This is a genomic window from Advenella incenata, assembly GCF_004217095.1.
Taxonomy (GTDB): domain Bacteria; phylum Pseudomonadota; class Gammaproteobacteria; order Burkholderiales; family Burkholderiaceae_B; genus Advenella; species Advenella incenata.
Genome location: NZ_SHKO01000003.1, coordinates 403406 through 421968 on the forward strand (window position 1 = coordinate 403406; position 18563 = coordinate 421968).

The 18563-nt window shown below is 55.2% G+C and carries 13 protein-coding genes; 12 read left to right on the forward strand and 1 reads right to left on the reverse strand.

The genetic code is table 11. The features are described from left to right. The first annotated feature begins 289 nt into the window (after positions 1–289). From EV681_RS18065 to EV681_RS18120, 12 genes are all read left to right on the forward strand, one after another. Positions 290–3166, forward strand: coding sequence for a 2-oxoglutarate dehydrogenase E1 component (locus EV681_RS18065; protein ID WP_128394745.1), 2877 nt, complete (start codon positions 290–292; stop codon positions 3164–3166). Positions 3167–3199: 33 nt separating this feature from the next. Continuing rightward, a complete protein-coding gene (gene odhB, locus EV681_RS18070) occupies positions 3200–4435 on the forward strand; it encodes a 2-oxoglutarate dehydrogenase complex dihydrolipoyllysine-residue succinyltransferase (protein ID WP_128394744.1) in 1236 nt (411 codons plus the stop codon). Positions 4436–4527: 92 nt separating this feature from the next. Then, complete coding sequence (gene lpdA / locus EV681_RS18075; RefSeq protein WP_128394743.1) at positions 4528–5958, forward strand: dihydrolipoyl dehydrogenase; 1431 nt, start codon at positions 4528–4530, stop codon at positions 5956–5958. A gap of 214 nt (positions 5959–6172) precedes the next feature. After that, complete coding sequence (gene zapE, locus EV681_RS18080) at positions 6173–7264, forward strand: cell division protein ZapE (RefSeq protein ID WP_128394742.1); 1092 nt, start codon at positions 6173–6175, stop codon at positions 7262–7264. Between the two features lie 24 nt (positions 7265–7288). Next, positions 7289–8695, forward strand: coding sequence for a tryptophan--tRNA ligase (locus tag EV681_RS18085; protein WP_128394741.1), 1407 nt, complete (start codon positions 7289–7291; stop codon positions 8693–8695). 164 nt (positions 8696–8859) lie between these two features. Beyond that, the gene (gene ddpX, locus EV681_RS18090) at positions 8860–9423 is read left to right on the forward strand and encodes a D-alanyl-D-alanine dipeptidase (RefSeq protein ID WP_128394740.1); all 564 of its coding nucleotides are present in this window, start codon (positions 8860–8862) and stop codon (positions 9421–9423) included. Positions 9424–9653: 230 nt separating this feature from the next. Continuing rightward, on the forward strand, positions 9654–11204 hold the full coding sequence (locus EV681_RS18095; protein ID WP_165393112.1) for an ABC transporter substrate-binding protein: 1551 nt from the start codon (positions 9654–9656) through the stop codon (positions 11202–11204). Positions 11205–11525: 321 nt separating this feature from the next. Further along, positions 11526–12539, forward strand: a complete 1014-nt coding sequence (locus EV681_RS18100) for an ABC transporter permease (protein WP_242612313.1) — start codon at positions 11526–11528, stop codon at positions 12537–12539. Continuing rightward, on the forward strand, positions 12539–13417 hold the full coding sequence (ddpC, locus tag EV681_RS18105) for a D,D-dipeptide ABC transporter permease (protein WP_128394739.1): 879 nt from the start codon (positions 12539–12541) through the stop codon (positions 13415–13417). Before EV681_RS18100 ends, ddpC begins: the two co-directional genes overlap by 1 nt. Beyond that, positions 13417–14469, forward strand: coding sequence for an ABC transporter ATP-binding protein (locus EV681_RS18110; RefSeq protein ID WP_130304781.1), 1053 nt, complete (start codon positions 13417–13419; stop codon positions 14467–14469). The genes ddpC and EV681_RS18110 overlap by 1 nt, the downstream gene beginning before the upstream one ends. Beyond that, positions 14462–15424 (forward strand): oligopeptide/dipeptide ABC transporter ATP-binding protein, encoded by a 963-nt coding sequence (locus tag EV681_RS18115; protein WP_130304782.1) that lies wholly within the window; start codon positions 14462–14464, stop codon positions 15422–15424. The genes EV681_RS18110 and EV681_RS18115 overlap by 8 nt, the downstream gene beginning before the upstream one ends. Then, the gene (locus EV681_RS18120) at positions 15414–17216 is read left to right on the forward strand and encodes an ABCB family ABC transporter ATP-binding protein/permease (protein ID WP_128394737.1); all 1803 of its coding nucleotides are present in this window, start codon (positions 15414–15416) and stop codon (positions 17214–17216) included. Before EV681_RS18115 ends, EV681_RS18120 begins: the two co-directional genes overlap by 11 nt. 248 nt (positions 17217–17464) lie before the next feature. Here the strand turns inward: EV681_RS18120 and EV681_RS18125 are convergent, their stop codons facing one another. Next, complete coding sequence (locus tag EV681_RS18125) at positions 17465–18427, reverse strand: Bug family tripartite tricarboxylate transporter substrate binding protein (protein ID WP_128394736.1); 963 nt, start codon at positions 18425–18427, stop codon at positions 17465–17467. Between the last annotated feature and the right edge of the window lie 136 nt (positions 18428–18563).

Below are 18563 nucleotides of genomic sequence, written 5' to 3' on the forward strand. Positions count from 1 at the left end.
CAGTTGCGACAAAATCAGGCTGGCGTCTTCATGGGGTAGGTCTCTTGGCGTGGGTCGTTAGCAACGAAATATCAAAATATACCAAGCACAATCGATTGAAACCGGTAATTTCTTTCATAATCGAAAAAGTTCCTTGGATTAACCCTTCCCGATGGTTATACTTGAATGTATTGGCTATCAAGGCTATGTTATGTGCCTTCTGCCCGCTATCCGCAACTCGGTCTAGCCGTAACCCGGAAGGTATACCTGCATCTCAAAGGGTGAAACACCCGCAACGGTGAAGCGATTTATGACGACGGAAACTGAAAAAAAATCTACCTCTTATTTATTTGGGAGTAACGCTCCCTACGTTGAAGAACTGTACGAAGAGTACCTGGTCAATCCGGCTGCCGTGGCTGACCACTGGCGCGACTATTTCGATCAGCTTCAGCACGTGCCTGCCACAGACGGGTCCCAAAGTACGCGGGACCAGAGCCATTATTCTGTTGTCACCTCCTTTGCTCAGCGAGCCAAGGCCAATGCCTTTGCCCAGGCTGTAAGGGGAGGCGCGCCCACCCTGGAGGTGGCCAGCAAACAGCTTCATGTCCAGTCATTAATCGCTGCCTATCGCACCCTGGGGGTGCGCTGGGCTGAGCTTGATCCGTTAAAACGCCGTGAGCGTCCCGAAATTCCAGAGCTCGATCCTGCCTTTTACGGCCTGACCGAAGCCGATCTGGACCAGGTATACTCAGCCACCAACACTTATTTCACGAAACAGGGCACCATGACCTTGCGTGAAATCCTCAACTCCTTGCGTGATACCTATTGCGGTGCCGTCGGCGTTGAGTTTATGCATATGTCCGATCCCAAGGCCAAGCGCTGGGTTCAGGAACACCTTGAGTCTACTCATGCCAACGGCTCCTTCGATGGCGAGACCAAGAAACGTATTCTGCAACAACTGACCGAAGCCGAGGGGCTGGAGCGTTTTCTGCACACCAAATATGTGGGACAGAAGCGCTTTTCGCTCGAGGGCGGTGAAAGCTTTATCGCCGCGATGGACGAGGTCGTCAATCACGCCGGTGACCTGGGCGTGCAGGAAATCATCGTGGGCATGGCTCACCGTGGCCGCTTGAACATGCTGGTCAACATCATGGGCAAAATGCCCGGCGACCTGTTCGCCGAGTTCGAAGGCAAGCATGCCGAAGGCCTGACCGATGGCGATGTGAAATATCACAACGGCTTTTCCAGTGACCTGTCCACCCGCGGTGGTCCGGTTCACCTTTCCCTGGCATTTAACCCTTCGCATCTGGAAATTGTTAACCCGGTTGTGGAAGGCAGTGTGCGGGCCCGTCAGGAACGCCGCGCCGACCCGCTGGGGCAGCAGGTGTTGCCTGTGCTGGTGCATGGTGATGCAGCCTTTGCCGGCCAGGGCGTGGTCATGGAAACGCTCAACATGGCGCAGACACGCGGCTACGGCACAGGCGGTACGCTGCATATCGTGATCAATAACCAGATCGGCTTTACCACATCTGATCCGCGCGACTCACGTTCAACGTTGTACTGTACTGATGTGGTCAAAATGATCGAAGCGCCGGTTTTCCACGTGAATGCTGATGATCCTGAAGCCGTGGTGTTCGCAACGCGCCTGGCGCTGGACTACCGCATGGAGTTCAACCATGACGTGGTCGTGGATATCATCTGCTACCGTAAACTGGGACATAACGAGCAGGATACGCCGTCGCTGACGCAGCCACTGATGTACAAGAGCATTGGTGCGCACCCCGGCACGCGCAAAATCTATGCAGACAAACTGACCGCGCAGGGTGTATTGGCTGATGGCGAAGGCGAAGAGTTCGTCAAGAATTATCGCCGGCTGATGGAAGACGGCCAGAAAACCGTCGAACCCGTTCTTACCGACTACAAAAACAAATATTCCATCGACTGGACGCCGTTTCTGGGCGCCAAGTGGACAGACAGTGCCGATACGGCCGTGCCCCTGGCCGAACTCAAGCGTATTGGCGAGCGCATTACGACTGTGCCAGACACCTTTACGCCCCATAACCTGGTGAAAAAACTGCTGGCCGATCGCCGCGCAATGGCAATGGGCGAGCAGAACCTTGACTGGGGCATGGGCGAGCACCTGGCGTTTGCAACGCTGGTGGCATCTGGCTATACCATCCGTATTACCGGTCAGGATTCCGGCCGCGGTACCTTCACGCACCGCCACGCGGTATTGCATGATCAAAAACGCGAGCGCTGGAACGACGGCACCTATATTCCACTGCAGAATGTCTCCGATTCCCAGGCGCCGTTCACGGTCATCGATTCGGTGCTCTCGGAAGAGGCGGTGCTGGGTTTTGAGTACGGCTATTCCTGCTCCGAGCCCAACACCCTGGTTATCTGGGAAGCGCAGTTCGGCGATTTCGTCAACGGTGCGCAGGTCGTGATTGACCAGTTCATCAGTTCAGGTGAAGCCAAATGGGGACGCCAGTCCGGTTTGACACTGATGCTGCCGCATGGCTACGAAGGTCAGGGCCCAGAGCACTCTTCGGCACGTATCGAGCGCTTCCTGCAACTGTGCGCTGACCATAACATGCAATGTGTGCAGCCCACGAATGCAGCACAGATTTTCCATCTGCTGCGTCGTCAGATGATTCGGCCGTTCCGCAAGCCGCTGGTGATCTTTACGCCAAAATCGCTGTTGCGTAACAAAGACGCAACCTCGCCGTTGAGCGATCTGGCCTCCGGCGAGTTCCATCCTATCCTGAGCGAAATCGACAGCAACCTTGACGGCAAGAAAGTCAAACGTGTACTGGTGTGTTCAGGCAAGGTTTACTATGATCTGATGAACGCACGCAAGGAACGGGATGCCAGTCATGTTGCGATCCTGCGGGTAGAGCAGCTGTATCCGTTTGCACACAAGTCGTTTGCCAGTGAACTGGCCAAGTATCCGAATGCGACTGAAGTCGTATGGGTACAGGACGAGCCTCAGAATCAGGGACCATGGTTCTATATCCAGCACCACCTGTATGAAGACATGTCTGCCGGACAGCGCCTGGGTTATGCCGGACGTATCGCTTCGTCCTCGCCTGCGGTTGGCTATATGGCCAAACATATTGAGCAGCAAAAAGCCTTGGTGGAACAGGCTTTTGCACCCAAGCTCAAAGGGTTCATTCTGACCAAGTAAGCGGTCTAATTACAATTTTACGGATTATCGAAAATGGCTATTATTGACGTTGTAGTTCCTCAGCTCTCCGAATCGATCTCAGAGGCGTCCCTGCTTGAGTGGAAAAAGAAAGTAGGCGAAGCTGTAACTCAGGATGAAACCCTGATCGAAGTCGAAACCGACAAGGTCGTTCTGGAAGTGCCGGCACCGGCCAGTGGCGTGTTGACTGAAATTGCCCAGGGCGATGGCAGCACGGTCACTTCAGGCCAGTTGCTTGCAAAAATTGACACCGAAGCCAAGTCCGGTGCAGCTGCGCCTGAAGCTGCGGCCGCTGCCGCCGCCCAGCCGGCTGCTGCCGAGCCTGCCAAGGCCGAAGCTGCGCCAGCCAAGGCCGCCGAAGCCAGCAAAGGCAGTGCGGGCGTTGCATCGCCCGCCGCCAGCAAAATCTTGTCTGAAAAAGGCATTGCTGCTGGTGACGTAGAGGGAACGGGTCGTGACGGTCGTGTGACCAAGGCCGATGCTGCCGGCGCAAGTGCCAAACCTGCTGCCCAGGCTGCTGCTCCCGCTGCCGCCACGCTGTCTCTTGATGGTCGTCCGGAACAGCGCGTGCCAATGACCCGCCTGCGTGCGCGCATTGCTGAGCGCCTGATCCAGTCCCAGCAGGAAAACGCCATTCTCACGACTTTCAATGAAGTTAACATGAAAGCAGTGATCGATTTGCGCAATGCCTATAAAGATCGCTTTGAAAAAGAACACGGTGTGAAACTGGGCTTTATGTCCTTTTTCGTCAAAGCCGCGGTAGCAGCACTGAAAAAATATCCATTGCTCAACGCCTCTGTCGATGGCAAAGATATTATCTATCACGGTTATTTTGATATCGGTATCGCGGTCAGCAGCCCACGCGGCCTGGTAGTGCCTATTATCCGCAATGCAGACCAGCTGTCTTTTGCCGAAATCGAAAAAACCATTGCAGAATACGGCGTTAAAGCGCGTGAAGGCAAAATCAGCCTGGAAGACTTAACTGGCGGCACCTTCTCCATTTCCAATGGCGGTGTCTTCGGTTCCATGCTGTCCACCCCCATTATCAATCCACCGCAGTCAGCCATCCTGGGCGTACACGCCACCAAGGATCGCCCTGTGGTAGAAAATGGCCAAGTGGTCATCCGTCCGATCAACTTCCTGGCCATGTCATACGATCACCGTATTATTGACGGCCGCGAAGCAGTGCTGGGTCTGGTTGCCATGAAAGAGGCCCTGGAAGATCCGCAACGCCTGCTGCTGGAACTGTAATCGACGCAGTCTGAATGCGCCCCTTCGCGGGGCGCGCGTTTTTCATAGGATGCGTGCAAGCGCATCTGCTCTATCGAAATCAAGAGAAAATTATGTCTTCACAATTTGACGTTGTCGTAATTGGTGCCGGTCCTGGCGGCTACATTGCAGCGATTCGCGCTGCGCAGCTGGGCAAGAAAGTAGCGTGTATTGATGCCTGGGCTGATGAGGCCGGCAATCCCAAGCCAGGCGGCACTTGCACCAATGTTGGCTGCATTCCGTCCAAAGCCCTGCTGCAATCGTCCGAGCATTTTGAACAGGCCAACCACCATTTTGCCGAGCACGGCATTGAAGTGGGCAGCGTCAAGCTCAAACTGGAAAACATGATCGGTCGCAAGGATACGGTTGTCAAACAGAACAACGACGGTATTCTGTATTTGTTCAAAAAGAACAAAGTCACATTCTTTTCCGGTGTAGGTGCGTTCGATGGCAAGGCCGAAGACGGCAGCTGGAAAATCAGTGTCACCGGCAAGAAAGCGGACAGTCTGACCGCGACCCATGTGATCGTGGCTACCGGTTCGGTCGCACGCGCCTTGCCTGGCCTGCCTTTTGACGAAAAACAGATTCTGTCCAATGACGGGGCTCTGCGTATTGCCGGTGTACCCAAGAAACTGGGCGTGATTGGCGCTGGTGTGATTGGTCTGGAAATGGGTAGCGTCTGGCGTCGTCTGGGCGCTGAAGTGACTATTCTGGAAGCCATGCCAGAATTTCTGGGTGCAGCCGACGTTCAGGTAGCCAAGGAAGCGCAGAAGGCATTTGCCAAACAGGGCCTGAAAATTGAAACGGGCGTCAAGATCGGCGAGATTAAATCTACCGCCAAGACGATCACCGTACCGTATACCGACGCCAAAGGCGCTGAACAATCACTTGCAGTAGACAAACTGATTGTCTCCATTGGCCGGGTGCCTTTTACCGGCAATCTGAACGCGGACGGTGTCGGCCTGCAATTGGACGAGCGCGGGTTCATCAGCGTTAACGAAGAATGCAAAACCAACCTGCCAAACGTCTGGGCAGTGGGCGACGTGGTACGCGGCCCCATGCTGGCGCACAAGGCCGAAGAAGAAGGTGTTGCCGTTGCTGAACGCATTGCCGGTCAGCACGGCCATGTCAACTTCGATACCATCCCTTGGGTTATCTATACCTCTCCGGAAATTGCATGGGTTGGCAAGACAGAACAGCAACTGAAGGCAGAAAAACGCGAAATCCGCACAGGCAGCTTTCCATTCCTGGCCAACGGTCGCGCCCGCGCCTTGGGCGATACGACTGGCTTTGCCAAGGTGATTGCCGATGCCAAGACAGACGAAGTGCTGGGCGTGCATATTATCGGCCCGATGGCTTCGGAATTGATTGCCGAAGCTGTCACCATCATGGAATTCAAAGGCGCCTCTGAAGATATCGCGCGTATTTGCCATGCGCACCCTACCTTGTCCGAAGCGCTGAAGGAAGCCGCACTGGCCGTTGATAAACGTGCCCTGAACTTCTGATCGGCAGCACCATGTTGAATACGGCAAGGGCACCAGTTTTGACCGGTGCCAGCCGTCAGTCTGATATTTCCGTATCGGGCAATCCGGGGTGCCACTGGCACCCCGGCCTGTTCTTGCGGTACGACCGTTTCGGTCTGCCTGCCCGGGCAGGGCGCGCCGTTGCCAGCTTGCGAGCCCTGCCATCAATCCGAATTGATTCGAATCGACCAGCTTCATGAACGTACTGCAATATTACGAAAAGACCCTTGCTGAGCGCGGCTATCGGGCCGATGAGGCCCAGCAGCGGGCCATTGCGCGCCTGCAGGTTTTTGCCGACGAACTGGTTGCCTATCAGCTGGAGCTGAGCAAGCCCTTCCGACGTTTTTTTCGCAAGCCCGAGCCGCCGCGCGGCGTGTACATGTGGGGCGGAGTCGGCCGCGGCAAAAGCTTTCTGATGGACTCCTTTTTCATGACGGTTCAGATCGAGCAGAAGACGCGGATCCATTTTCATGAATTCATGCGCAGCGTCCACCACCAGTTGCAGGCGTTGCGCGGCAAGAGCGATCCGTTGGACGAAGTGGCGCGTATCATCAGCGACAAGTACAAGCTGATCTGTTTTGATGAGTTCCACGTCTCGGATATTGCAGATGCAATGATTCTATACAAGCTGCTGCTCAATCTGTTTGAGAATGGCACCAGCTTTGTCATGACCTCCAATTATGAGCCCTCGACCCTGTATCCCGATGGCTTGCACCGCGACCGGATCCTGCCGGCCATTGCCCTGATCCAGAAACGCATGGACGTGGTCAATGTGGATACGGGCGTCGATTATCGTCAACGGACGCTGGAGCAGGTACGCATGTACCTGACGCCGCTCAATGAGGATACCCAGGCGCAGTTGCAGCAAGCGTTTGACAGCCTGGCCGAAACGGCGCCCCAGGACACGGATCTGCATATCGAGAACCGGGTTATCCGGGCCGTGGCAGTCGCCGGATCGGTGGTATGGTTCAGTTTTGCGGAACTTTGCGGCGGACCGCGGTCACAAAATGATTACCTGGAACTGGCCAATCGCTATCAGACCATCATTCTTTCCGACGTGCCGCGCATGATGCCCCGGCACTCGTCCGAGGCTCGGCGTTTTACCTGGCTGATCGATGTCCTGTATGATCACCATGTCAAACTGATCATGTCGGCCGAATGCCCTCCAGAGGAACTGTATACCGAAGGGGTGCTGGCCAATGAATTTCATCGGACAGTGTCCCGTATTACCGAAATGCAGTCCAAGGAGTATCTTGAGTCTGAAAGACGATTGTCGGTGAAACTTTAATACTATTGCAGTTGGAATGAGAATATGAGTGCTGAACAAACCTCCCCGGCCAATGGCGCAAGCCGGAACGTGCGCGTATTAACGGGCATTACCACATCCGGAACACCGCACCTGGGCAATTATGCAGGCGCGATCCGGCCGGCCGTTGCGGCCAGCCGCCAGCCCAATGTCGATGCCTTCTTTTTTCTGGCTGACTATCATGCATTGATCAAATGCGATGATCCGCTACGCGTAGCCAGCTCGCGCCTTGAAATTGCCGCGACCTGGCTTGCCGCAGGGCTGGACCCAGAGAAGGTCACCTTCTATCGCCAGTCGGATGTGCCGGAAATTCCGGAATTAAGCTGGATACTCACGTGCATTACGCCCAAGGGCCTGATGAATCGCGCCCATGCTTACAAGGCATCGGTGGATCAGAATGTGGCCCGAAGCGTTGAGCCGGATGATGGGGTGAATATGGGGCTGTTCTCTTATCCTGTATTGATGGCAGCCGATATTCTGATGTTCAATGCCAACCGAGTGCCGGTCGGCCGTGATCAGATCCAGCATCTGGAAATGGCGCGTGATATTGCGCAGCGCTTTAACCACCAATACGGGGCAGGGCGGGATTATTTTGTGCTGCCCGATGTTCAGATTGACGAAGATGTGGCAACGCTGCCCGGCCTGGATGGCCGTAAAATGTCCAAGAGCTACAACAATACCATTCCGCTTTTCGAGGGCGGTGCCAAGGCATTGTCAAACGCCATAGCGCGGATCGTGACTGACTCGCTCGCGCCCGGGCAAGCCAAGGACGCCGATGCGTCCCATCTGTTTTTGATTTACAAGGCGTTTGCAACGCCCCAGGAAACTGAAAACTTCCGGCGCGAGCTGGCTGACGGCATGGGCTGGGGTGATGCCAAGAAAAAACTGGCGGCTCATCTGGAAACGATTGTAGCGCCCATGCGCGAGCAATATGTGACGCTGATGGACAACCCCGAGCGGATTGAAGACGTTTTGCAGGCGGGTGCTGCCAAGGCGCGCAAGCTGGCGGTCCCGTTCATGCAACAAATCCGTGAGGCAGTGGGCTTGCGCAATGGGATACGCGTAAAAAGTGCGGCGCCCGTGAAAAAGAAAAGCGGCAAAACGGCCCGGTTTATCAGTTTTCGTGATGAAGACGGCGCCTTCAGAAGCCGCCTGGTGTCGGCCGATGGCGACACGCTGCTGTTGTCAGGCGCCTATGCCGAGCCCAAACAGGCTGGACAGTTTGCCTCACAACTGCTGTCGCTGGATCTGCGCTCGCTTATCCACCGCAATCCGGACTACAGCGTTTCGGTCGTGCTCGATGAGCAGGCCCTGGGTTCGAGTCCGGCCATGCAATCGGATATGGAGCGCGAAGCGCTGATTGTGCGTTTGTTACAGGCAGTCGAGTCGCTGGCGCCTGCCGGCGACGCCTAGTCGCCTAGTCGTCTGGTCGTATCACTTGGCAGTAGCAGCAAACGCATGGATGCACGGGTTTGCTGCTACCATCTTGGTTGCCGGGCGCCGCTTGCCGGATAAGGCTTGTGGCAGTCGACATTACACAATGGCAATCTTGCCCCCAACTTTTACAGAGTCAGCATATGGATACCCGGGCGACCGATCAGGATTTGCTTATCATCAATGAAGCACAGTATGGCGTTGTCATTGATCTGGTTTATGCCAGCAGCAATAACATCGCAGGGCGCATTGTGTATCAGACCGCCCAGTGCGCGTTGCACAAGGATGCTGCGCCATTATTGCTCAGGGCATCGCAGCTGGCGCGTTCGGCCGGATATACTCTCAAGGTTTTCGACTGCTACCGGCCACCTGCAGCGCAACACATCTTCTGGTTGGCGCTGCCCGATGCCCAATATGTTGCGGATCCGTCACAGGGATCGCATCATTCGCGCGGCACGGCGGTGGACGTCACTTTGCTGGACGAGAACGGCGTCGAACTGGATATGGGTACGGGCTTTGACGCCATGGAAGATGCGTCGCACCACGATTATGCAGATTTGCCCGCATCGGTGCAGAAAAACCGGCTGCTTTTGCTGGGCATCATGCTGCATGCGGGATTTCGGGGCATCAAGTCTGAATGGTGGCATTATGAATTGCCAAACTCGGGCGCCTACCCGATCATCGAGAGCACGCTCGTCACAGTATAGTGGGTACCGCAAGGTACTGCTATCCTGATATAGGGATATATGACTATTTCCTATTCCAATTACATTTGCTAAGATTTGCCCTTCATGTGCAGGGTGAGTGTCGACTCAGTATCCTGCATGCCTGTCATTGTCGCCTATGCCTGTTAACCGCAACACCCTGCTGCAGCCTGCGCAGGTAGCGGCAATCGGGCTGGGCGCCTGTCATCAGGACAATCTACCGGAGTCTTACCATGTCAGTTCGCCGTACGTTTATAAGAAACGCATTCATGGTGGCCTGTGCCGCCACCCTGGGATTGTCTGTCGGCGTCGCGGCGCAGGCGGCCACGCCCAAGAACATGCTGGTCATCTCCAAGAGTGCCGATCCGCAAATGCTGGATATCGCCGTGACCATGGACAATAATGACTGGTCCATCACTTATCCCAGCTATCAGCGCCTGATCAAATACAAGGCGGGTGGCTCGACCGAAGTGGAAGGGGAACTGGCAAAAAGCTGGACAACCTCTGCCGACAAGCTGACCTGGACTTTCACCCTGAATGACGGGCAGAAGTTCAGTGATGGCACGCCTGTGAATGCGCAGGCGGTCAAATACAGTTTTGACCGCCTCATGAAAATGAAGCAGGGCCCATCCGAGCCGTTTCCTGCCGGCCTGCAGGTGGCGGTCAAGGATCCCATGACGGTCGAGTTCAAACTGGACAAACCCTTTGCGCCCTTTCTGAATATTCTGGCCAACAACGGCGCGGGCATTGTTAATCCGGCGGTAGAACAGCAGGCGGGTGGCGCAGACAAATACCTGGCGGGGCACACAGCCGGTTCCGGACCATACCAACTGGCTAAATGGAACAAGGGACAGAGTCTGATCCTGGAGCGCAATCCGCATTACGGCGGAACCAAGCCGGCACTTGAAAAAGTGGCGTTTAAAATCGTGCCTGAAGCATCAGCCCGACGCCTGCAATTGCAGAATGGCGATCTGGACATTGTCGGCAGCATCCAGCCTGATCAGGTCAAAGCCATGCAAAATGCCAGCGGCGTGGTGTTCAAAAAAGTGCCTTCGCTACTGGTGTCGTATCTGTATCTGAACAACAAAACCGGCCCTCTGACCAATGTCGAACTGCGCAAGGGGATTGCCCAGGCAGTGGATTACAGCGGCATGATCAACGGTATTATGAATGGCGAGGCAAAGCCGCTTAATGGTCCCATCCCGCAGGGCATGTGGGCGCATGACGAAGCCGCGCCTGCTTTCAAAACCGATGTGGCAGCCGCCAAGGCAAGTATAGGCAGCGCAGCGCCGGTCAAGCCACTTACGTTGCTGTACTCCACCAAAGAACCGTACTGGGAACCCATTGTGCTGTCGGTACAGGCCACTCTTCAGGCGGTTGGTATCCAGGTAAAGTTGGAAAAACTGGCCAATGCCACCATGCGCGACCGTCTGGGCAAAGGCGACTTTGATATCTCGATCGGCAACTGGTCTCCGGATTTTGCCGACCCGTTCATGTTCATGAATTACTGGTTTGATTCATCCAAACAAGGGTTGCCCGGAAACCGTTCGTTCTATTCGAATCCTGACGTGGACAAACTCGTGCGCCAGGCTGCGGAAGAAACCGATCAGGTCAAGCGCACCGAGCTGTACCAGCAGGCGCAAAAGCAGGTCGTCAAAGATTACGCCTATGTCTATCTGTTCCAGCACAGCAACCAAATGGGTTTGCGCGACAATGTGAAGGGTTATGCATACAATCCCATGCTGCATGACGTCTACAATGTAGCGGATATTTCCAAAGACTGACACCAACAGGCAATGCCGGGTGCCCATGTGGCCTCGGCATTGCCACCAATGTTGCAGGCAGCGCCATAAATCGGCCCGACAACGGTAGTGTATGCCCAGCTGTGGCGTATCGCTTTTTTCAAGCCGTAGGCAGTGCTGTTGGCGCCGTGACGATTGCCTGTCTTTGTGCAATGCCGTTGGCGCGCTGCGGCTATTTTGTAAGAAACCCGGCTTGTGCAAGCGTCTTCTCATCGTAAGCGCTTGTCGTGGGTTGATCAACTGGGTGAAAGGGTCGTCTTGCCTTTGAAAAGACGCCGACACCAATTTACGAAAGGGCCTGTTTTGTTTTTCCAGATATTGTGTAAGCGCCTGCCCTGGATCATTCTGGTCATGCTTGGCGTATCAGTCATCACTTTCATCGTGTCTCATCTGATTCCCGGTGACCCGGCACGGCTGATTGCCGGAGATCGGGCGACCGAAGAAATCGTGGCCGGCATCCGGCAAAAGCTGGGACTGGATCTGCCGCTCTACGAGCAGTACTGGGTCTACCTGAAAGGGTTGTTGCACGCGGATCTGGGCACGTCCATTCGCACCGGCCGCCCGGTGGTCGACGATCTGCTCGCTTTTTTCCCGGCCACGCTTGAGCTGGCCATTGTGGCGTTGATTTTTTCCATGCTGCTTGGCATTCCCCTGGGCGTTCTGTCGGCAGTATACAAAAACTCATGGATTGACCAGCTGGCGCGCACCCTGGCCGTGACGGGTATTTCCATGCCGGCATTCTGGCTGGGACTGGGCTTGTTGATTATTTTCTATGGGCATTTGTCCTGGTTTCCTTCCGGCGGCCGCATCGACAGTCTGCTGGGTGATCCGCCGACGGTCACCGGCTTTTTTCTGATTGATTCGCTTATTGCCGGCGACTGGGATTTGTTTGTCAGCACTGTTGAACACCTGGTGCTGCCGGCTTTTACCCTGAGCTTTGTTCATCTGGGTGTGGTGGCCCGGCAGATCCGCTCCTCCGTGCTGGAGCAGTTGTCTGAAGATTATGTGCGTACCGCTCAGGCCTATGGGCTGGGCCGCTGGAAAATCATCCTGGGACATGCACTTCCCAATGCCTTGATCCCGTCTGTGACCGTGCTGGGCCTGGCCATGGGCGACCTGCTTTACGGCGCTGTGCTGACTGAGACGGTTTTTGGCTGGCCGGGCATGGGTCTGTATGTGGTCGAATCCATCCAGGCTTTGGACTTTCCGGCAGTGATGGGGTTTGCTGTGCTGGTCTCATTTGTCTATGTCCTGCTCAATATGCTGGTTGATTTGCTGTACAGCGTGCTGGACCCACGTATCAAGGATGCAGGCTAATGAGCACCGCCAACACTACCGCAACGTCGCAACTGTCATATTCGCTCTCTTATTTTTGGTATCAGCTGCGGCGCAGTCCCATGATGCTGCTCGGGCTTGTGCTGATTGTCTTTATGTGCCTTGCCGCAATTCTGGCGCCATTGCTTACCGGGCATGATCCGAATGCCATTGATCTGGGTAGCCGGCTGTTGCCACCATCGGCCATGCACTTTTTTGGGACCGACGAAGTCGGCCGGGACTTGTTCAGCCGGGTACTGTACGGTGCGCGCCAATCCATTGGCGTTGGTATTTTCGTTGCGTTCGTAGCCAGCGCTATCGGTTCGGTGATCGGCTGCTTTTCCGGCATAATCGGTCGGACCGTAGACACGATTATTATGCGTGCGATGGATATTGTGCTGTCGATTCCATCGCTGGTGTTGACGATGGCGCTGGCCGCTGCACTGGGGCCAAGCCTGTTCAATGCGATGATTGCCATTACGATCGTGCGTATTCCCTATTATGTGCGGCTGGCGCGCGGCCAGACGCTGAGCATTCGCGAAATGGCTTATGTGCAGGCGGCCAGGACATTCGGTGCCGGCAGAAGACATATTGTGCGTTGGCACGTGCTACGCAATGCATTGCCGCCGGTGATTGTGCAAATGACGCTGGATATCGGCAATGCCATCCTGATGGCGGCCGCGCTGGGGTTTATCGGCTTGGGCGCGCAGCAGCCCACTGCCGAATGGGGGGCAATGATCGCCTCGGGCCGTAACTTCCTGCTGGATCAGTGGTGGTATTCCACCTTTCCCGGTGTTGCGATCCTGATCACCGCCATTGGGTTCAATCTTGTGGGCGATGGCGTTCGTGATATGCTGGACCCGAAACAGAAGGTGAAATAATGACGCCAAACAGTCAGCTCAATACGTCGCGGCACGTTGCGGCGTCGGCAGCAGGGCAGGACAGCATCCCGCCTGTCCTGGACATAGATAATCTGCATATTGAATTTCCGATTTACCGGGGCGCTGTCCGGGCGCTCAATGGCGTGACCATTCGGGTACAGCCGGGTGAAATCGTTGGTATTGTCGGCGAGTCAGGATCGGGAAAATCTGTTACCGCAATGATGAGCATGCGCTTGATTGCCCAACACAACTATGTTGTTCGCAAGGGCAGTATTCATAAATCGGGAAAGAACATTCTGGATGCCTCGGAAAAACAAATGCGCCAGATTCGCGGCAGCGATATGGCCATGATCTTTCAGGAACCCATGACGGCACTGAATCCGACCATGAGGGTTGGCCGACAGATTACAGATGTCATCAGAAAGCACACTGCGCTTTCCCCGAAGCAGGCGCGCGAGCGTGCCATTTCGCTGCTGCGGGACATGCATATTGCCGACCCTGAGCAAGTGTTCGATGCCTATCCCTTTGAGCTGTCCGGCGGCATGCGCCAGCGGATCATGATTGCACTGGCATTTTCCTGTGATCCATCGTTGCTGATTGCCGATGAACCGACTACGGCCCTTGATGTCACGGTGCAGAAACAGGTCCTGATGCTGCTGCGCGAACGGGCGAGAAAAACCGGAACGGCCATTTTGCTTATTACGCATGACATGGCAGTGGTGTCGCAATTTTGTGAACGAATTTACGTGATGTATGCAGGCAGCGTGGTAGAGCAGGGCGCAGCCGCCGATGTGATTCATCGGCCAAACCATCCATACACCCGTGGGCTGCTTGGGGCGTTGCCGGAAAACGCCAGCCCGGGCGCGCCCTTGCTTGCTATTGCCGGGCAGGTACCAAACCTGGCAAATTTGCCTGATGGATGTGCTTTTCGTAACCGATGCAGTCTGCAAGGGCAGGCCTGTAGCCAGATTCCGGCGCTCACGCCAGTGGCCGGTTCCTCCGGACACACTGCTGCCTGCTGGATGACGGGCCGGGAGGAGCACAATGCCTGAAGCCGTCCTGACTCTTGATGACATCCATGTTCGCTTTCCCGTAAAACGTAACTGGCGTGGGCAGGCCCAATCCTGGGCACATGCGCTCAATGGCGTAGACCTGACTGTCAGGCGCGGCGAAACGCTGGGTGTGGTGGGCGAATCCGGCTGTGGCAAAACCACCCTGGCACAGGTGCTGATGGGCCTGCAACAGCCATCGCAAGGTCAATTGCGCTGGAACAATGACCGTGGCCAGCCCAATGTACAGATTGTTTTCCAGGATCCGCAATCCTCACTTGATCCGCGTTTACCCGTCTGGAAAATCATCACGGAACCTTCCTACGTCAAAGGCGAAGCCCAGGAATCAGCCATGCGGGCACGCGCGGCACGGCTGGCTGAGCAGGTTGGCCTCTCGCCAGATTATTTGAACCGGTATCCGCATGAATTTTCGGGAGGCCAGCGCCAGCGCATTGCCATTGCCCGGGCGCTGGCGTCCGACCCGGATGTGATCGTGCTCGATGAGCCGACCTCGGCGCTTGATATTTCAGTGCAGGCGCAGATTATCAATCTGCTGTTCACCTTGCAGCGGAAACACCAGCTCACGTATATCCTGATTTCGCACAACGTCTCGGTCATCCGGCACATGAGTAACCGCGTTGCGGTCATGTATCTCGGGCAGATTGTGGAACTGGGCGACACCGCCCAGGTCCTGGCCCGGCAACGCCATCCCTACACCCGGCTTTTGCTGGATGCGGTCCCGGTGCTGGGCGCACCATTGCCGGAGAGCGGGGTGCAGGCTATCCCTGAATTGCCGGGTAATCGCGTTTTGCCAACGGGATGTTTTTTCCTGGACCGCTGTGCTTTTCGCAAGCAGGGATGTGGGGAGCGGCAACAGCTCAAACCCGTATCCACAGAAACGCCGATGCATAGTGTTCGGTGCCACCGTTACGATCATGATGATTCCGATGGAAAATAACAAAACACAGGCTGACGCTGCTCGTGCAGCAAGAAAAAAAGGATTCGGCGTCATTGTTTCATTGCTGCCCTATATCTGGATGTTCAAGTGGCGGGTCATGGCTGCACTTGTATGCCTGGTAATCGCCAAAGTAGCCAGCGTTATGCTGCCGGTGTATCTCAAGGATATTGTCGACCAGCTCAGCCTGCCCGGAACTGCGCTCATGCTGCCGGTTGCCGCGTTGCTGGCCTACGGTTTTGCGCGTATCTCCAGCAGTGTCTTTTCTGAGTTGCGTGATGCTCTGTTTTCCAAAGTGACGCAGGGTTCGATACAACGTATTGCCACTACGATCTTTACACATCTTTTCGGGCTTTCCATTCGCTATCACCTGGAGCGGCAGACCGGAGGCCTCAGTCGCGATATGGATCGCGGCACCAAGGGCATCGGTTTCCTGCTCAACTTCACCCTGTTCAACATTCTGCCGACGCTGCTTGAGCTGACCATGGTCATGGTGATTTTGCTGGTTCGCTATGACATCTGGTTTGCCGTTGTCATCCTGGCTACCATCGCCGCCTATATCGTATTCACCCTTGTGGTAACCGAGAGGCGCATGGTGATGCGCCGGCGAATGAACAGCCTGGACAGTATGGCCAATACGCAGGCGATCGATGCTCTGATCAATTACGAAACCGTCAAGTATTTCAATAACGAATCGTATGAGATCAATCGCTACGATACCAATCTGGGCGACTGGGTAGAGTCTGCTGTCAAAAACCAGATCTCGCTGAACCTGCTGAATGCCGGTCAGGGCGTCATTATCACACTCGGCATGGTGGTGTTGTTGTGGATGGCAGCCAGCCGGGTCACTACCGGCCAGATGACGGTGGGAGACATTGTTTTGATCTCAGCCTACCTGACGCAACTGTATGCACCGCTCAATTTTCTGGGATTCATCTATCGCGAAATCAAAAACTCCCTGTCGGACATGGAGCGCATGTTCGGTATCCTTGATCAGCACCAGGAAATTGAAGACACGCCACAGAGCGTGCTCATGGACACGCGCAATGCAGAAATCCGCTTTGACCATGTGGGTTTTGCATATGAGCCGGAAAGGCAGATACTACACGACGTGAGCTTTACGATTGCTGCGGGCGAGACAGTTGCCGTGGTCGGGACCTCAGGAGCCGGAAAATCCACGCTGTCGCGATTGCTGTTTCGCTTCTATGACGTCACATCAGGACGAATCACGATCAACGGCCGTGATATCCGGGAGTACACCCAACTGAGTCTGCGCCAGCATATCGGCATCGTGCCGCAGGACACGGTCCTGTTCAATAACAGTATTTACTACAACATCGCCTATGGGCGTCCAGATGCAACACGGGAGGAAGTGCTGGAAGCTGCCCGGGCTGCCAGCATTCACGAATTCGTGATGTCGCTGCCTGAGGGGTATGACACGCAGGTGGGCGAGCGTGGTCTGAAATTGTCTGGGGGCGAGAAGCAGCGCGTGGCCATTGCCCGCACCATTCTGAAAAACCCGCCCATACTGGTGCTGGATGAAGCGACCAGTGCGCTGGATACGCGTACCGAAAGAGCGATCCAGGATGAACTGTACAAAATTACCAAAGGGCGCACCACCATGATTATTGCCCACCGGTTGTCCACGATTGTGGACGCCGACCGGGTGCTGGTCATGGACCAGGGCAGGGTGGTCGAGCAGGGTTCTCATGTTCGGCTGTTGCAGGCCAATGGCGTATACGCACGGATGTGGGCCATGCAGTTTGCCGCAACGGATGAAGGCACGGATGTCTGAAAGCGGGGCAGATGGGTTGTCTGGGCAGCGCGGCAGGCGGGTTCGGTAAACTAACAGCGCCGGTCGATTTGAGATCATTGATAAGCACTGCGCGGCTGTTTATGGCCCCTGTGGATCCCTTGCGGGTGGTAGCCGAGTGGTCCGACAGCCGGCAACCCCGGTCTATTGGTACTAGCTTGGTCGATACCGACTGGCAATGCAGATGCAATACATCGTGTTATTGCATCTGCCATTCATGCCATTAATGTTTACTGGCTCAGCCCGGCGGACTTGATCACTTCTTTCCACTTGCTCACTTCTTCCTGCTGAAATTTGGAAAATTGATCAGGATTATTGCCCACTACGGTGAAGCCCAGTTTTTTCATGGTTTCCTGTACACGCGGCTGCTTCAGGCTTTCACTTACAGCCTGGTGCAGTTTGTCTACGATTTCTTTTGGCGTGCCTTTGGGCGCGGCTACACCTTGCCAGGAATACACGACCATATTCTTGATTCCAGACTCGGCCATGGTTGGCGTATCGGGCAGCTCGGGCGAGCGCTGCTCACCCGTAATGGCCAGCGCCTTGAGTTTGCCGCTTTGCACGTGTGTCAGCACAGCCCCCAGATTCTGGAATGACACATCTACCTGTGCGCCCAGCAGATCTGCAATGGCAGCGCCACCGCCTTTGTAGGGGACATCAATGCCTGTTGTATTGCTGCGCTGTCGGAACATCGCAGCTGACAAATGATCTGACGACCCGGTACCGGAAGAAGCATAGGAGAGCTGGCCGGGATGTTTGCCGGCATATTCGATCAGTTCAGCCACGGTTTTGACCGGAATTTTTGAGGACACGACCAGCACATTCGGATTGCGGACCAACTGACTGACGTAATCGAAGTCTTCACTGGGGTTGTAGGATAAATTTTTATAAAGGCCTTCATTAATGGCAAAAGTGCCGATTGAGCCGACCATCAATGTATAACCGTCGGGCTTGGCGTTTTTCAGCGCCTGTGCAGCGATGGCACCGTTGGCGCCCGGCTTGTTTTCGACAATAACTGTCTGGCCCAGCACTTTTTCCATCCCCGGGGCGATGGTGCGTGCAGTAATATCCGAGGAGCCACCCGGCACAAAGGGCACAATAATTCTTACTGGTTTGTCCGGATAGGCTGCTAGCGCCGGTCCCACTACCATCAATGTCGTTGCAAGCGCACCCGCGATCACTTTTTCAATCATAGGTTTTGTCTCCGTCAATATTATTCTGTTAAGATAAGATGTCTGATGTTGTTTATACTTGTATGACAACTATATTTATACATCGGAATAAAGTCAAACGAAATATCAAATCAAACTTACGGGTCAATTATCTACA

Coding starts and splice junctions, on each gene's coding strand:
- EV681_RS18065 (WP_128394745.1), top strand. CDS start 290: ATGACGACGGAAACTGAAAAAAAATCTACCTCTTATTTATTTGGGAGT.
- odhB (WP_128394744.1), top strand. CDS start 3,200: ATGGCTATTATTGACGTTGTAGTTCCTCAGCTCTCCGAATCGATCTCA.
- lpdA (WP_128394743.1), top strand. CDS start 4,528: ATGTCTTCACAATTTGACGTTGTCGTAATTGGTGCCGGTCCTGGCGGC.
- zapE (WP_128394742.1), top strand. CDS start 6,173: ATGAACGTACTGCAATATTACGAAAAGACCCTTGCTGAGCGCGGCTAT.
- EV681_RS18085 (WP_128394741.1), top strand. CDS start 7,289: ATGAGTGCTGAACAAACCTCCCCGGCCAATGGCGCAAGCCGGAACGTG.
- ddpX (WP_128394740.1), top strand. CDS start 8,860: ATGGATACCCGGGCGACCGATCAGGATTTGCTTATCATCAATGAAGCA.
- EV681_RS18095 (WP_165393112.1), top strand. CDS start 9,654: ATGTCAGTTCGCCGTACGTTTATAAGAAACGCATTCATGGTGGCCTGT.
- ddpC (WP_128394739.1), top strand. CDS start 12,539: ATGAGCACCGCCAACACTACCGCAACGTCGCAACTGTCATATTCGCTC.
- EV681_RS18110 (WP_130304781.1), top strand. CDS start 13,417: ATGACGCCAAACAGTCAGCTCAATACGTCGCGGCACGTTGCGGCGTCG.
- EV681_RS18115 (WP_130304782.1), top strand. CDS start 14,462: ATGCCTGAAGCCGTCCTGACTCTTGATGACATCCATGTTCGCTTTCCC.
- EV681_RS18120 (WP_128394737.1), top strand. CDS start 15,414: ATGGAAAATAACAAAACACAGGCTGACGCTGCTCGTGCAGCAAGAAAA.
- EV681_RS18125 (WP_128394736.1), bottom strand. CDS start 18,427: ATGATTGAAAAAGTGATCGCGGGTGCGCTTGCAACGACATTGATGGTA.